The sequence below is a fragment of the Alkalihalobacillus sp. CinArs1 genome (genome assembly GCF_947387515.1).
In the GTDB taxonomy this organism is placed as follows: domain Bacteria; phylum Bacillota; class Bacilli; order Bacillales; family Guptibacillaceae; genus Guptibacillus.
The window spans coordinates 1,118,765-1,134,510 of the sequence record NZ_CANDOB010000001.1 but is presented as its reverse complement, the minus strand read 5'-3'; the positions used below and the strand labels follow the sequence as shown (position 1 = coordinate 1,134,510).

General features: G+C 43.9%; 16 protein-coding genes and 1 riboswitch. All 16 genes read left to right on the top strand.

The features are described from left to right. Positions 1-313 precede the first annotated feature (313 nt). The 16 genes from PFZ69_RS05960 (at position 314) to PFZ69_RS05885 (ending at position 15,735) form a co-directional block, all read left to right on the top strand. Positions 314-1,954, top strand: a complete 1,641-nt coding sequence (locus tag PFZ69_RS05960) for a glycerol-3-phosphate dehydrogenase/oxidase (protein ID WP_270180629.1) — start codon at positions 314-316, stop codon at positions 1,952-1,954. A gap of 274 nt (positions 1,955-2,228) precedes the next feature. Beyond that, complete coding sequence (gene hprK / locus PFZ69_RS05955; protein WP_270180089.1) at positions 2,229-3,167, top strand: HPr(Ser) kinase/phosphatase; 939 nt, start codon at positions 2,229-2,231, stop codon at positions 3,165-3,167. Positions 3,168-3,196: 29 nt separating this feature from the next. Continuing rightward, positions 3,197-4,009, top strand: a complete 813-nt coding sequence (gene lgt / locus PFZ69_RS05950; protein WP_270180088.1) for a prolipoprotein diacylglyceryl transferase — start codon at positions 3,197-3,199, stop codon at positions 4,007-4,009. 13 nt (positions 4,010-4,022) lie between these two features. Further along, positions 4,023-4,970: a nucleoside recognition domain-containing protein gene (locus PFZ69_RS05945; RefSeq protein ID WP_270180087.1), complete on the top strand. Its 948-nt coding sequence runs from the start codon at positions 4,023-4,025 to the stop codon at positions 4,968-4,970. Next, positions 4,960-5,604, top strand: coding sequence for a pyrophosphatase PpaX (gene ppaX, locus PFZ69_RS05940; RefSeq protein ID WP_270180086.1), 645 nt, complete (start codon positions 4,960-4,962; stop codon positions 5,602-5,604). The genes PFZ69_RS05945 and ppaX overlap by 11 nt, the downstream gene beginning before the upstream one ends. Further along, entirely contained in the window at positions 5,601-6,107 is a 507-nt protein-coding gene (locus PFZ69_RS05935) for an acyltransferase (protein WP_270180085.1), read from the top strand. The genes ppaX and PFZ69_RS05935 overlap by 4 nt, the downstream gene beginning before the upstream one ends. An 89-nt stretch (positions 6,108-6,196) precedes the next feature. Continuing rightward, positions 6,197-6,378: riboswitch (cobalamin riboswitch) on the top strand. A gap of 137 nt (positions 6,379-6,515) precedes the next feature. Further along, positions 6,516-7,487: an ABC transporter substrate-binding protein gene (locus PFZ69_RS05930; protein WP_270180084.1), complete on the top strand. Its 972-nt coding sequence runs from the start codon at positions 6,516-6,518 to the stop codon at positions 7,485-7,487. Continuing rightward, on the top strand, positions 7,471-8,508 hold the full coding sequence (locus tag PFZ69_RS05925; protein ID WP_442865129.1) for a FecCD family ABC transporter permease: 1,038 nt from the start codon (positions 7,471-7,473) through the stop codon (positions 8,506-8,508). The genes PFZ69_RS05930 and PFZ69_RS05925 overlap by 17 nt, the downstream gene beginning before the upstream one ends. Positions 8,509-8,510: 2 nt before the next feature. Then, positions 8,511-9,980, top strand: a complete 1,470-nt coding sequence (locus tag PFZ69_RS05920; RefSeq protein ID WP_270180082.1) for an adenosylcobinamide amidohydrolase — start codon at positions 8,511-8,513, stop codon at positions 9,978-9,980. Continuing rightward, positions 9,977-10,942 (top strand): adenosylcobinamide-phosphate synthase CbiB, encoded by a 966-nt coding sequence (cbiB, locus tag PFZ69_RS05915; protein ID WP_270180081.1) that lies wholly within the window; start codon positions 9,977-9,979, stop codon positions 10,940-10,942. The genes PFZ69_RS05920 and cbiB overlap by 4 nt, the downstream gene beginning before the upstream one ends. Further along, the gene (cobD, locus tag PFZ69_RS05910; protein WP_270180080.1) at positions 10,917-11,987 is read left to right on the top strand and encodes a threonine-phosphate decarboxylase CobD; all 1,071 of its coding nucleotides are present in this window, start codon (positions 10,917-10,919) and stop codon (positions 11,985-11,987) included. The genes cbiB and cobD overlap by 26 nt, the downstream gene beginning before the upstream one ends. Further along, complete coding sequence (locus tag PFZ69_RS05905; RefSeq protein WP_270180079.1) at positions 11,975-12,523, top strand: bifunctional adenosylcobinamide kinase/adenosylcobinamide-phosphate guanylyltransferase; 549 nt, start codon at positions 11,975-11,977, stop codon at positions 12,521-12,523. The genes cobD and PFZ69_RS05905 overlap by 13 nt, the downstream gene beginning before the upstream one ends. After that, positions 12,520-14,007, top strand: coding sequence for a cobyric acid synthase (locus tag PFZ69_RS05900; protein ID WP_270180078.1), 1,488 nt, complete (start codon positions 12,520-12,522; stop codon positions 14,005-14,007). Before PFZ69_RS05905 ends, PFZ69_RS05900 begins: the two co-directional genes overlap by 4 nt. After that, positions 14,004-14,795, top strand: a complete 792-nt coding sequence (gene cobS, locus PFZ69_RS05895; protein ID WP_270180077.1) for an adenosylcobinamide-GDP ribazoletransferase — start codon at positions 14,004-14,006, stop codon at positions 14,793-14,795. The genes PFZ69_RS05900 and cobS overlap by 4 nt, the downstream gene beginning before the upstream one ends. Continuing rightward, positions 14,753-15,358, top strand: a complete 606-nt coding sequence (locus tag PFZ69_RS05890; RefSeq protein ID WP_270180076.1) for a histidine phosphatase family protein — start codon at positions 14,753-14,755, stop codon at positions 15,356-15,358. Before cobS ends, PFZ69_RS05890 begins: the two co-directional genes overlap by 43 nt. Next, the gene (locus PFZ69_RS05885; RefSeq protein WP_270180075.1) at positions 15,310-15,735 is read left to right on the top strand and encodes a bifunctional adenosylcobinamide kinase/adenosylcobinamide-phosphate guanylyltransferase; all 426 of its coding nucleotides are present in this window, start codon (positions 15,310-15,312) and stop codon (positions 15,733-15,735) included. The genes PFZ69_RS05890 and PFZ69_RS05885 overlap by 49 nt, the downstream gene beginning before the upstream one ends. Positions 15,736-15,746: the final 11 nt, after the last annotated feature.

Genomic DNA, 15,746 nt, shown 5'->3' with positions numbered 1-15,746 from the left:
TTACGAGAGTGTGCTACACTATAATTAAGTTAATAAAAGCGGTCGGAGATAAGGAGAAGACCACAACACTCAAGCATAGGAGGACTATGTCTTGAGGAGTTGTGGTCTTTTTGTTGTTTTAACGGATTAAAAGATTAAAGAAAAAACCGACTGTTACAGTTTATAAGTTTTACCATGCTTTATTCCGTAGCTTGGAGGGTATGGTAATAAGAGCCTATTCAAAATTGAATGATTGAAGTAGATATATTTAAAAGGAGTGATCGTTTTGGTAAAACCATTTTCAGGTTTGCAACGTAGTGTGATTTTAGATCAGATGGTATCTGAAGAGTTGGATCTTCTCGTAATCGGTGGGGGGATAACAGGATCAGGAATTTTACTCGATGCTGCTTCGAGAGGAATGAACGCTGCAGTTATTGAGATGCAGGATTATGCTGCTGGTACATCTAGTCGTTCGACTAAACTTGTTCACGGAGGACTTCGATACTTAAAGAACTTTGAGGTAGGACTTGTTGCTGAAGTTGGAAAAGAACGAGCGATCGTTTATGAAAATGCTCCACATGTTTCAGTCCCAGAGTGGATGCTTCTACCGATCTTTAAAGGTGGTACGTTTGGGAAGTTCTCAACAAGTGCTGGTCTTGCCCTTTATGATCGCCTTGCGGGTGTAAAGAAGAAAGAACGTAGAAATATGCTTTCTAAGAAAGAAACGATGTCGAAAGAGCCATTACTTCGTAAGAACGACCTTAAGGGTGGAGGTTATTACGTTGAATACCGTACAGATGATGCTCGCCTTACACTTGAAGTGATGAAAGAAGCTGTTCATCGTGGAGGAAAAGCGGTTAACTACGTAAAAGCCGAGCAGCTATTGTATGAAGATGGAAAGGTTGTTGGCGTCAGAGCGATGGACGTTCTTTCAGGAGAAACGCGAGAAATTAGAGCGAAGAAAATTGTCAATGCTGCTGGTCCATGGGTAGATGAAATTCGCGAACTCGACCAGTCTAAAAAAGGGAAACACCTCTTCATGACCAAAGGAGTTCATCTCGTATTCGATCAAAGTAAATTCCCGCTTCAACAAGCTGTCTACTTCGATACACCGTTTGATGACGGGCGTATGATGTTCGCGATCCCTAGAGCCGGAAAAACTTATATCGGAACAACCGATACAGAGTATACAAAGAATCCAGTTCATCCACAGATGACGGTTGAAGACCGAGATTACATCATCGATGCAGCGAATTATATGTTCCCAGGAATTAAGCTTGATCGTGATGATGTGGAATCCAGCTGGTCTGGCGTTCGTCCACTGATCCATGAAGAAGGAAAAGATCCTTCCGAAATTTCTCGTAAAGATGAAATTTTCCATTCAGAGTCTGGCTTGATTACGATTGCGGGAGGAAAACTAACCGGCTATCGGAAAATGGCTGAAAAAGTTGTTGATTACGTTGCGGATGAGTTTAAAGATGAAAAGTATAAAAAGTTCCCTAGCTCAACGACTAAGAATATGGTTCTCTCTGGTGGAGACGTTGGCGGAAGCAAAGGGTTCAAAGAATATGCTACAAAACAGGTGCGCCGTGGTACAACGCTTGGCCTCTCTGTTGATGAAGCTGATCGACTCGTTCAAAGATACGGATCTAATATCGAGCGAATTTATCAAATCATCGAAACGATCGGGACTGAAGCAAACTTCCATGGACTTAGTCTTGAAGTGTTCGCAACACTCATCTATGGAATCGAAGAAGAAATGGTCGCTACACCGCTCGATTACTTTAATCGAAGAACAAGCGCCTTATACTTTGATATCGACTGGGTGAAAACTTGGAAAGAGCCTGTTATCGAGTACATGGCAAAACGTCTAAACTGGTCGAACGAAATGAAAGAAGCTCATTTACAAGAGCTAGATAAACAACTCCATGATGCAGTGGTACCGGTAGATGCTGAAGTACCTGTAGATGCATAATGATCAGTTAGGCCACCTGTAGAGCTGTCGAGACTTTCTCGACGGCTTTTTTTGTTTAGGTACGATCAGAAGATTTATATATTTACAAAGAATAGTTCAAAATAAGAACTTGAATACGACCGTAGCGTTTGAAGCTAATCTTACTAAAAGAGAGGGACAAGCTTTTTCCTTTTTAAGAAATTGTAGTTTATCATTCTGTTCTTTCAAATGTGAAATGGTACAATAGAAAATAGCGAAAAATGTAACCATTAGGTTCGATTTAGGAGGTTTATGAATGGTAAAAGTCCGCATGAAAGATGTAATGGAGAAATTCAGCCTTGAACTTGTAAGTGGTGCTGAAGGAATTCATCGTCCGATCATCACAAGTGATATATCACGTCCAGGTCTTGAAATGGCTGGTTTTTTTACATATTATCCTGCTGAAAGATTGCAGCTATTAGGTAAGACTGAGCTTTCGTTCTTCAACGGTTTACCAGAGGAGCAAAAACAAGAGCGAATGGAAAAGCTGTGCACTGATGAAACACCGGGTATCGTCATCTCAAGAGACATGATCGTGCCAGATGAACTGATTCAATCTTCTAAGGAAAAAGATGTACCGATCTTACGCACGAGTATGACGACTACGCGTCTGAGTAGTAGATTGACAAACTATCTTGAAAGTCAGCTTGCCCCTAACACTGCTATTCACGGCGTTCTCGTCGATATTTATGGTGTGGGCGTTCTGATTACAGGTTCGAGTGGGGTTGGTAAGAGTGAGACTGCGCTAGAGCTTGTAAAGCGCGGCCATCGATTAGTTGCCGACGATTCGGTTGAAATTCGCCAGGAAGCTGAAAACACGCTTGTTGGAAGTGCGCCAGAGTTGATTCAACACCTTCTTGAAATAAGGGGTCTCGGCATTATAAATGTCATGACATTGTTTGGAGCAGGTGCGATTCGAAATTACAAGAAGATCTCATTAGTAATAAACCTTGAGCTTTGGGACTCTAAAAAAGTATATGACCGTCTTGGTCTAGAAGAGGAATATATGCAGATCATCGATTCCAATGTTCCGCGCCTCGTTGTACCAGTGCGTCCAGGACGAAATTTAGCGATCATCATTGAGGTTGCTGCGATGAACTTCCGTTTGAAGAACATGGGGATGAACGCAGCGAAACAGTTCTCCGAGCGTTTAACAAAAGAAATCGAAGATGGAGACGATCACGATAGCATCTAACAGGTTTAACATAGAAAGGGGAAACGGACATGTTAGCAACAATAGAACCTCTAGATCGAATTGCGGTTCAGCTAGGACCGATTTCAATCTATTGGTACGGTATCATCATAGCGCTAGGAGCTTATCTTGGGCTTGTACTTGCGGTTAGAGAAACACAGCGTCAAGGGCTGCCGAAAGAAACATTTGTCGATTTAATACTATGGGCCGTACCGATCGCTATTATTTCGGCCAGAATTTATTATGTTATCTTTCAGTGGGGTTACTATAAGGACAATCTGGGAGATATCTTTGCGATTTGGGAAGGTGGAATCGCGATACACGGTGCATTGATCGGTTCCGTTATTACTGCTCTCGTTTTTACTCAAAAGCGCGGGTTATCTTTCTGGAAAATTACTGATATCGCAGCTCCAAGTATAATCCTTGGGCAGGCGATCGGTCGATGGGGAAACTTCATGAACCAGGAAGCACATGGTGGAGAGGTCACGAGAGAGTTTCTTGAGAACTTAATGCTTCCTGATTTCATTGTAAATCAGATGTTCATAGAAGGTACGTATTATCACCCTACCTTTTTATATGAGTCGCTATGGAATTTAGTAGGCTTCGTTATTTTAATCCTCCTACAAAGAACAAACGTTAAACGAGGAGAAGTCTTCCTTTCTTATGTAATCTGGTATTCCATCGGACGTTTCTTTATTGAAGGGTTAAGAACGGATAGTCTTATGCTAACGGAGTCGCTCAGAATGGCTCAGGTTATTTCAGTCGTGCTCATTATCGGTGCGATTATCACAATTGTTTACAGAAGAATGAAGAAGAACCCTAAACCGTACAACGATAAATCATAAGAGGAGGGTGAGTATGGGAACGCTGAAACGTGGATTAAAGACGGGCCTCCAAACAACATGGGAGCTTGGAAAAATTATCTTCCCAATCACTCTTCTTGTTACGATCTTAAGGTATACACCCGTCCTGGAATGGGTGATCAGTTTAATCGAACCTGCTATGAAATGGCTTGGTTTATCAGGCGAGGCAGCCATTCCGCTCGTAATCGGGAACTTCTTGAACCTTTATGCAGGAATCGGAGCAATTTTGACCCTTGATCTTTCTGTCAAAGAAGTATTTATCCTTGCCGTCATGCTTTCTTTTTCTCACAATTTATTAATTGAATCAGGCGTTGCTGCTAAGGTCGGTGTCAAACTGTGGGTTATTTTATGTGTGCGGATCGGCCTTGCGGTTGTATCAGGATTCATTATAAACCTTGTTTGGCAAGGCGGGAATGAACAAGCTGTCTATGGCTTAGTTCCTCAATCTAGTGAAGAAGTAAACGGGTGGGGGCTGATTTTACTTCAAGGTCTTGAAAAAGCTTCGATCGGTGTTCTTCAGCTCGCCCTCATCGTGATTCCGTTGATGATATTTATTCAAGTTATGAAAGATCGCGAATGGCTCAACGTGTTCTCGAAGTGGATGGCACCTATCACTAGGAGCCTTGGTATGAGAGAAAATACGTCGACTACGCTAGCAGCAGGGCTTGTTTTCGGTCTAGCTTATGGAGCGGGAGTTATGATTCAGGCTGCAAAAGAAGATGGTGTGAAGAAAAAGGATCTTTACCTCGCGTTTATTTTTCTTGTAGCGTGTCATGCTGTTATTGAAGATACGCTGATCTTTATACCACTTGGAATACCAGTTATCTGGCTCTTATTGGTGAGGCTGATTACTGCCGTCCTGTTAACGTTAGTGATTTCGATTATTTGGAAGCGTAAGGATACACGTGTTTCACACAGAAAGGAACCTTTTTATGAACATTGATACGATTTTATTTGATTTAGATGGAACATTAATCAATACGAACGATTTGATCATGGCATCGTTCAAGCATACGTTCGAGCATTACTACCCAGGACTGTATTCCGATGAAGAACTTGTGAACTTCATTGGAGAACCGCTTTATCACACGTTTGAGAAGCATGATAGAGAACGAGCGGAAGAGATGGTACAGTTTTACCGAAATCATAATATTGAAAATCACGATCGACTCGTAACGGAGTTCGATGGTGTATTTGAAACGGTCAAAACGTTGTCCGAAAATGGATACAAGCTTGCGATCGTGACGTCTAAGATGCGGAACACAGTGGAGATGGGATTGAAGCTGACAAAGCTGGATCAATTTTTCCCTGTAGTCATTACAGTCGAAGAAGTAGAAAATCCAAAACCTCATCCAGAACAACTGAATACTGCGATGAAAATGCTCTGTTCAAGTACTGAAAATGCGATCATGGTAGGCGATAGCCAATATGATATTCTTGCTGGGCAGAATGCCGGTGTAAAGACTGTCGGTGTATCATGGACGATAAAAGGGCGAGAGTTTTTATCTTCTTATAATCCAGATCATATGCTTGATCATATGTCAGAGCTTCTTTCAATCGCTGGAGTAGGCAAGTGAGAAATACCGAGCGTTACCCTGTCGAAGGAAGCAACGCCCTATGGCAAATTTATAAAACGGTCCCATTCTGGAAAGTTGTAAAAAACTTCGCTGTGATACAAATAGCACGGTATACGCCCTTCATCCCGATGAAGAATTGGTTATACAGGACTTTTCTAGGAATGAAGATCGGAGGAGAAACGGCTTTTGCGCTGATGGTCATGGTGGATATCATGTTCCCTGAGAGGATTAAAGTCGGAAGGAATTCCATTATCGGGTACAATACGACGATACTTGCTCACGAGTATTTGATCGACGAATATCGTCTTGGTGATGTTGTGATCGGTGATCGCGTGATGATCGGTGCGAACAGTACGTTGTTGCCAGGCATCACAATCGGCTCTGGAGCGATTGTCTCTGCAGGAACACTCGTGCACAAGGACGTTCCTGAAGGAGCTTTTGTAGGTGGAAATCCAATGAGGATCATTTATACAAAAGAAGAAAGAGAAGCAAAAGGCTTATAATACAAAGTACGTCGAAGTGGGGTCGATTAGGAAGATGTTACAGATGTCTTCCACCCCTAAAGACTATCGTGTATAATAAAACTTGCAATTACATATGTACTGATTCAGGTGTCTTCACGATGAAGACTTAATAGGGAAGCTGGTGTAAATCCAGCGCGGTCCCGCCACTGTAAATGGTCGTAAGCTGTGAAATCCACTGTTCATATCGAATGGGAAGGAGCAGTAAGCGATAACCATAAGCCAGGAGACCTGCCTGATTCAAAAGCACGAACAACCTACGAGGATAGGGATGTGCGAAGGAAGGTAAGTGTCATCTTGTGTATCATTCTTACTTTCATTCGGCCATCTCCATGCTCGTGCGTGGGGATTTTTTTTGTTTCATTATACATTTTAGGAGGAGAACTACACATGAAGAAGCTTTATTCATTGCTCGTATTATTACTACTCGTTACAGGAATCATGGCCGGTTGCGGATCAGATAATTCATCTGAGAACAATACTAACGTAAGTACAGAAGAGAATCAGAATACAGAAGATAGCGCTTTCCCAGTTACCATCACAGATGCGCTCGATAAGGATGTAACGCTAGAAGAAGATCCAGAGAAAATCGTTTCCTTAATTCCAAGTAACGCAGAAATCCTTTTTGCACTTGGTGCTGGTAGTGAAGTAGTGGGTGTTTCAGATTTTGCGAACTACCCAGAAGAGACTGCAGATATTGAGAAGATCGGTGGGATGGAATTTAATGTTGAAAAGATTATCTCATTAGATCCTGACCTTGTCCTCGCTCACGGCTCTAGTGCTCATAACTCAGAAGCTGGTCTACAGCAGCTCCGAGATGCAGGAATTGCTGTTCTAGTCGTTAACGATGCAAAAAGTTTTGATGAAGTTTACACATCGATGGAAATGATTGGACAAGCAACAGGCGAAACGGAGGCAGCTGAAGAGTTGATTGCCGATATGAAATCGAAACTAGAAGAAATCAAGTCAAAAGCTGAGTCAATCGAAGAAACGAAGAGCGTCTTTGTTGAAGTTTCTCCTGCACCAGAAATTTATTCTCCTGGTAAGAATACGTTCATGGACGACATGCTCTCACTTATAAATGCTACGAATGTTACGCATGACCAAGAAGGCTGGAACCAAATCGATCAAGAAGCAATTATTCAAGCAAATCCAGATGTGATCATCACCACATACGGCTACTATACGGAAAAGCCAGTGGAACAAGTGCTGAGCCGTGATGGCTGGAAAGATGTCACCGCAGTGAAAGAAGAAAGAGTTGTCGATGTTCATTCTGACCTTGTTACACGCTCTGGTCCGCGTCTTGTTGAAGGAGTAGAGGAACTTGCTAAAGCGGTTTACCCGGATGTTTTTACTGAATAAAGCGATCCCTTACGTTATAGCTAGTGGACTGCTAGTTGGCGCGATGCTGCTTGGTATCTCGGTCGGGACTGTCTCAGTTCCGATCGAAACAATCCTAAAATTGATGTGGGCTGAGGTACTGAACCTACCGTCAATGGGTGAAACGGATCCTATGTTCACGACAATCGTGTTGGACATCCGGCTGCCTCGTGTCATCTTAGCAGGACTTGTCGGTGCATCACTAGCGGTTGCAGGAGCTGCCTTTCAGGGTCTTCTTCGTAATCCATTGGCAGATCCTTACGTACTCGGTGTCTCATCAGGTGCATCTGTCGGTGCAGTGCTCGTCCTCTTTTTTAACTTGTCACTGCCGTTGATCGGCATGTTTACGCTGCCGATCATGAGTATTGCTGCTTCGATCGTTACCATTTTTCTCGTCCTGTTCTTTGCGCGACAAATCGAACGCTCGATGCGTGTTGAGACGATTATTTTGACGGGGATCGTGTTTAGCTCTTTCCTTGGATCGTTGCTATCTTTAATGATTGCTTTAACAGGAGAAGAGCTTCGCCAAATCATCGGTTGGCTTCTTGGAAGTGTTTCGATGCGAGGGTGGGAATATATCGCGATTATCTTACCGTTCTTCGTGATCGGAGCGTGTATTTTGCTAGTTAGTAGCAAGGAACTGAACGCGATGTCTTTTGGTGAAGAACGTGCACAGCATATAGGGGTCAACGTAGCTAAGAGGAAGCTGTGGATTTTAATAGGAGGCTCGATACTAACTGGAGGCGCTGTAGCTGTTTCCGGTACGATCGGTTTCGTCGGTCTTGTGATTCCTCATCTTACGAGACTATTATGGGGACCAGATCATAGACACCTTCTACCATTAGCGATTCTGCTTGGGGCTGCTTTTCTAATAGTAACGGATCTTATTTCAAGAATCATTATCTCACCTACGGAACTACCGATTGGAGTCATAACGTCATTGATCGGAGCGCCAGTGTTCGCAATCATCTTAATTCGAAGACGCAAAGAAAGAAGAGGGTAAGTATGTTAACGGTGAATCACGTAACAGGAGGATATCCAGGTCATGAAGTACTCCAGGATCTCTCATTCGATGTGAAAAGAGGAGAACTCCTCGGGATCGTAGGACCGAACGGTAGCGGGAAAACGACGATATTCAAAGTGATCAGCGGTATTTTAAAAGCAGATAAAGGAGAGGTGCTTTTAAAAGATAAGGCGATCTCAAAGTACTCCGCAAAGCAACTAGCAAAAGTTCTCGCTGTGCTTCCACAGCATGCTGAACATGCTTTCCCATATACGGTGAAAGAAACCGTCTCACTTGGCAGGTATGCCCACCAGACTGGATGGTTTCAGATGTGGAGCGAGCGTGATGAGGCAGTTGTGCAGAAGACAATGGAGCAGACTGGAATCAAAGCCTTTCAAGACAACTACGTGAATGAACTTTCAGGTGGTGAACGTCAGCGCGTCTTCCTAGCTCAAGCACTCGCACAGGAGCCGGAAATCCTGTTGCTTGATGAGCCGACGAATCATCTTGACCTTTCTTATCAGAAAGAGCTTCTCGATTTGTTAAAAAAGTGGACGAGGGAACAAGGGCTTACGGTCATTTCAATTTTTCACGACTTGAACCTTGCTGGGTTGTATTGTGACCGTCTTTTACTACTTGAAGATGGCAAGGTGAATATGCACCACAAGCCGAACGAGGTACTGGATGAAGCGCGTATTCAGTCGGTATATCGAACGAATATTGAAAAACACCCGCACCCCACTGTACCAAAACCTCAAATGCTACTATTACCAGAGAAACAGGGCGAAGACCTCGATGACCTTGTCATCGATGAACGGTTTTTAATGTCTAATGAAGAAATGATTCAGCTAAAGGCTCCGTTCCCACTTCGGACGATGTCTTCAGGTGTCGTTGGCTCTGGAACAGGCTGGTACAACACGTTTGTTAATCGTCACGTCGAGAAGAGCTACAGTTGCTCGAACCATCGTGAAGAAATGGAGGCGTACCTTAAAAACCATCAGATCGATCCTGTCGAAACCGTTGGGATGATGACAGCTGTTTGTCTTGAAGATGTGTCTTATCAACTCATTGAGGATGACGGTGTTTCTGTATTTGTTGTCGTTACAGCTGGAGTGGGCAATGCTGTAGATGCATCGCGAAGTGTTGAGCACGTGTATGAACCGATGCCTGGCACAATCAATACGTGGGTATTTGTGAATGGTTCACTGACTGATGAGGCCTTCATACAAAGTATCATGACAGCAACCGAGGCAAAAGTGAAAGTGATGCATGATCATCATGTGAAGGACGCTATAACCGGATCGTTCGCAACAGGTACCTCGACAGATAGCATTCTGATCGCGGCGACACAGCGAGGGAAACACCTTCCGTATGCAGGTACAATTACGGTTTTAGGAAAACTCATCAGTCAGGGAATTTACATGTGTACTTCAGAAGCACTCAATAAGTATCGTAAAAGGGTGTCGGAATGATCCTAAACCACTTGATTGCGCTCAGCATTGCCTTTTGTTTAGATCTCATATTAGGTGATCCGCCAAAGTTGCCACATCCTGTTCGGTGGATTGGTTCAACCATTGAAATTCTTGATCATCGTTTGAACAATGGATCGTATCGGAAGCTAAAAGGGGTTGTGATGATACTCACGGTACTGATGGTTGTGGTTGGCATAACGGTGGCTTGCGTGCTTCTTGCTTATTCCCTTTCTCCCTTATTAGGAATAGCTCTTGAAGCGCTCCTCATCGCAACAACGATATCACAAAAAAGTCTTCGGACAGCAGCGCTTGAAGTATTCGAACCTCTTCAAAAAGGTGAGAAGATGGAAGCGAGGAGAATGCTATCTTACATTGTTGGACGGGACACTGACCAACTGGGAGAAAGCGAGATTGCAAGGGGAGCAGTTGAAACTGTCGCAGAAAACACGAGTGATGGCGTCACAGCACCTCTTTTCTGGGCGCTTTTCGGAGGTGCTGCAGGTGCTGTGGCGTATCGCGTAGTCAATACGTGTGATTCGATGGTGGGTTACCAAGATGATAAGTATTATGACTTTGGATGGGCATCAGCAAAATTGGATGACGTAGTGAATTGGCTTCCTAGTAGAATGACTGCCTTTTGCATGCTTTTATCAACAAAGCCGAAGCAGCAGACGATGAAGGGTACGTGGACCATTCTTTTCAGGGATGCTAAAAAGCACCCTAGTCCAAACAGTGGTTGGGGAGAAGCTGCAACTGCAGCTCTTCTTGGCGTTCAATTGGGTGGAATAAATTCATATCGTGGTCAGGCTTCGAATCGTGCTAGGATGGGTGACCCGATCGTTCCGCTCCATTCATTACATATTCCTCAATCGATTTCCATCATGCATCGCACATCACTGTTGTTTCTCATCATTTTATGGATTGGAGGACTCATCTTTGACGCTACCTTCCCATGGTTCTAATCCTCATTATTTATACAAATCTCTTAATCTAACAAAACCAGACCGCTATAGTGATTTTAGTGCAAATCTTAATCCTATTGGGCCACCTCTAGAACTGAAAGAACGGTGGAATGATTCATTCGAAGCGATCACCACGTATCCTGATCCAAAAGCTTTGTCGTTAACGAAAAAGTTAGCGAACGAATGGAACGTAGACGAAGCAAACGTCCTTATCGGAAACGGGGGAGCTGAACTGATTTCACTCGTTGGCCGTTTTCTAGCAGGTAAACGCGTGTGCATCGTTCAACCTACTTTCTCAGAATACGAGAATGCTTGTAGAAGTAACGGGTGTGAAGTTCTTAACCACTCCTTAGAGGAAGGCGATTGGGAATTAGATGCTGCTTCAATTATTAATAAAATGAAACAAGTTGACGCTCTCTTTCTCTGTTCACCGAATAACCCTACAGGTTTGGCTTATTCTGAAACGGAAATCAAGATGCTTCTAGATGAAACTAAAAAGCATAATTGCTATTTGGTCATGGATGAAGCGTTTATGGATTTTCTCTCAGATGAACGTTCCATCATTCCATACACCCATACCTATCAAAAACTAATCGTTCTTCGTTCTCTAACGAAAATGTATGCGATACCTGGACTACGGATCGGATATATGGTCGCAAATGAGGGTGTGATCAATGCAGTTAAAAAAAGCCAGCCTCATTGGAGTGTGAATGCACTTGCGCTCCTAGCGGGGGAAGTCTGTCTGAATCAATATGATCACGTTAAGAAGACGCGTCACCTCATTCAGCAAGAGAGAGAAAACCTTCAGCGCTTTTTTGATGCTCATTCCTTTCAGTACTCCAGATCGAGCGTGAATTTTTATTTATTACGAGATCATGAGAAGAACGACCAATCAGAGCTCCTTCATTACTTATTACATAACGAAATCGTTCCAAGGCATACGTATAACTTTGCTGGTCTTGACGGAAGGTGGCTCAGATTCGCGATTCGTACACCTAGCGAAAATCAGCGTTTGATGGAGGTGCTTAAGCGATGGCGGACATAATCTTCATCAGCGGTGGTGTTCGAAGTGGAAAAAGCAGCTTTGCTGAAAAGCTGGCAACCTCTCATGCGGAAAGAGAAACTAACTCTCTTTATTACATTGCATGTGGAGAGCCGGTAGACGAGGAGATGAAAGAGCGAATTGCCCAACATCGTTATGATCGAAGCAAAGCTTCGTCTTGGACAACGGTCGAATGCCCGGTGAACGTTGGCAGTGCCGCTAAGCGTATAGGCCAAGGAGGAATTGTGCTTCTTGATTGTTTGACCACGTTACTATCAAACGAACTTTTTAAGCAGATCGAATCGTACGAAGCGCTGATCGACCGTATCAAATGTGACCTATCCATAGTAGCTGAAAAGTGTGACGTCCTTATTATCGTAAGTAACGAAGTCAGTTTTGAACCTTTCGACACTCCTCTCGTGAAAACGTATGGAAAGCTTCTCGGCAGTCTTCATCAGTGGGTTGTTGAGCAAGCTCGAGAAGCATATCTCGTAGAAGCAAGCATTCCAATTTTGATGAAAGGGGAGGTGATCGAGTGAACGGCATTATGATTCAGGGTACGGCGTCTGACGTTGGAAAGAGTCTGATCGTAACAGCTATGTGCCGTCTTCTAGCGAATGAAGGCTTCTCCGTTACCCCTTTTAAATCTCAAAATATGTCAAACAATTCTTATGTAACGATCGATGGGAAGGAAATTGGACGGGCACAGGGGATCCAGGCTGAAGCTGCAAGAACAGAAGCGAGTGTGTGGATGAACCCAATTTTGCTGAAACCAAGATCAGATCAACATGCAGAAGTGATTCGATTCGGCACGTCGTTCAGTACATTTTCTGGGAAAGATTACAGAGACGCGTTCTATGAGATGGGCCTCGAGAGTATTGATCTTGCACTTCGGCACCTGGAGGAGAATTACGATGTCATTGTAATGGAAGGTGCTGGTAGTCCAGTTGAGGTGAATTTAAAAGACCGTGAACTTGTAAATATGAAAATTGCAGAAATGGCCGACGTCCCTGTGCTGCTTGTCGCAGATATTGATCGAGGAGGCGTCTTTGCAAGCGTGGTCGGAACACTCGCACTCCTTGAGCCTTCAGAAAAAAAGCGTGTAAAAGGAATACTCATCAATAAGTTCCGCGGCGACCCTGAGCTTTTCGAAGATGGTATCAGATGGATTGAAGAACACACCCAACTTCCCGTCGTTGGCGTTCTTCCCTATGTTGAACACCGAGTAGAAGGAGAAGATTCACTATCGTTAAACAATCGTTTCATAAGCAAAAAAGGATCGATCGATCTTGCCGTGATTCAGCTCCCATACCTTTCAAACTACACGGACGTTGAACCTTTTCAGGATGAAGATGTGACAGTTCGATGGATTCAGCATCCAGCTGAGATCGGTGAGGCAGATGCCGTGATTCTTCCAGGGACGAAAAGCACAATCCATGATTTGAACTGGCTGAAAGACAGAGGATTTGATCATGAGATTCGTAACGTCATGTCTCGTGGAGGGAGTATCATCGGCATTTGCGGTGGGTTTCAGATGTTGACCGATTCACTAATCGATGAATATGGTTCAGACACGGGGGAGCCAGGACTTTCTGCAACTGGGCTTGGAATCATTTCTGCTATTACCTCATTTAATCGAGAAAAAACTACGGTTCGAATGGACGGCAAGCTTCACCCTTCTACTAAACTTGATACGTTGATCTCAGGGTATGAGATTCATCTTGGGAATACGACCTTCACTAACTCGTATGAACACCCTTTTTTACAGTTAGAAGACGGGCGGTCTGAAGGGTATTACGGGCAAGATGGAAGGGTTATCGGAACATATATGCACCATCTTTTTCATAATGACCAATGGAGAACAGAGTGGCTCAATCGTCTTCGTCAGAAAAAGGGGCTTGCTTTGGAAGCGAATCGATCTCGACGGAAGGACGAAACGTATGACGATCTCGCCAATGAATGGAAGCCTCATCTCAACTGGGACCTTATTAAAGAGATAATGTTTGAGGGCGGTCCTCAATGAGTTGGTTACAAGGCATTCTGATTAACCTTCAATTTTTCACAACCATACCCGTACACCGAGAGCTATCGATGGGGAATGTTCAGGTGAAACGTGCGGTTCAAACCTTCCCGCTAATCGGGTTGATGCAAGGTGCTCTCACGTCAGGGTTTTTATATGCGCTGGTCATTTGGACGCCATTCTCAAACCTCGCGATCAGCTTTATGCTTTGGTTGTTCATGATCGTCTTATCAGGTGGTATCCATCTCGACGGCTGGATGGATGCAAGCGATGCGTTCTTCTCGTATCAACAACTCGAAAAGCGACTTCAGATCATGAGTGATCCACGTACGGGTGCTTTTGGGGTATTATCCGTTATCGTATTACTCGGGTCTAAATTTCTCTTTATCTATGAAACGATTCAAGAAATAAACCTAGTAACATACTTACTCATCGCAACGATACCTTTTCTAAGTAAAAGTGTGATGGGGATCTTTCTCATAACCATACAACCTTCAAAAGAAGAGGGCCTCGCTACCTTTTTTCAAAAAGCAGTTCAACCATCTTCTAGGTGGATTTACCTCTTATTCACCGGTATTTATGTGATGGTAGTTTTTCTAATCGTAGATGAAGCGGTCTTCCTCATCTTGACGATGATCGGTGTAACGGTCGTTTTGGCGTGGTTTATGAAAAGAAAAATAGTACGCTGGTTTGGTGGTATCACTGGAGACGTACTCGGCGCGAGTGTTGAAGGAACGGAGGTGCTCCTTTGGATGACAGTGTGGTTATCGTACTACTTCGTCACGGGGTAACAGAAGAAAATCGACGAGGTGCTTATATCGGTTGGACGAATGCTCAGCTGAGTGAAAAAGCAACGTTTACACAGGTAGGCGATGAGAACGTTGACCTCGTTTTCACTAGCGATTTGGACAGGTGTACGCAATCGGTAAAACGCCTTTTTCCAATGAAAGATGCGATCGAGATGATGAACTTTCGAGAACTGCATTTTGGGAGTTGGGAGGGAAAAACGTACGCGGAGCTTGAAGCAGATGAACGGTATCGGACCTGGTTGGAAGATCCTTCTGTTGCACCACCTGGAGGAGAGAGCTTCAAAATGTTTACCGATCGAATCGATGAAGGGTTCGATTCAGTCGTAAATCGGATGAGCACGAATAGGAGAGCTGCACTCGTTACGCATGGTGGGGTAATCCGTTATTTACTAACGAAGTATGCACCTGCACAGCGTACATTCTGGGATTGGACGATCCCACATGGGACAGGCGTAAAGCTCGTATGGAAAATAAATGATCTGAGGAGGGGAGAGCGATGCACGTCGTTACAGGTGGTGCATTCAACGGAAAATCCAAGTGGGTGAGAGACTATTATGGTGTACCTTTAGAGTGGTACTCTGCATATGATGGGACTTCCTGGGACGAGAAATCGTTCAAAAAAGATGTAGTCGTTCTTGAAGGATTGGAAGAATGGATCAAGACGCTTGTTTCGGATCAGAAAAGTTTGAAGGAAACCAGAAGAGCCGTGCGCTCATACATAGAAGCTTGGAGCGCTTGGGAAAGCGGAAGAGATGAGCGAACAATCATTGTTATCGGAACGGATATCATGAAAGGGATCGTACCTCTCGAAAAAGAGAAGCGGATGTGGCGGGATGTCGTCGGATGGGCTTATCAGGACCTCGTAAGTCTAGCAGAACGTGTAGATGTAATCTGGTATGGACTGAATCAGCAGTTAAAATAAGGAGGAATCAC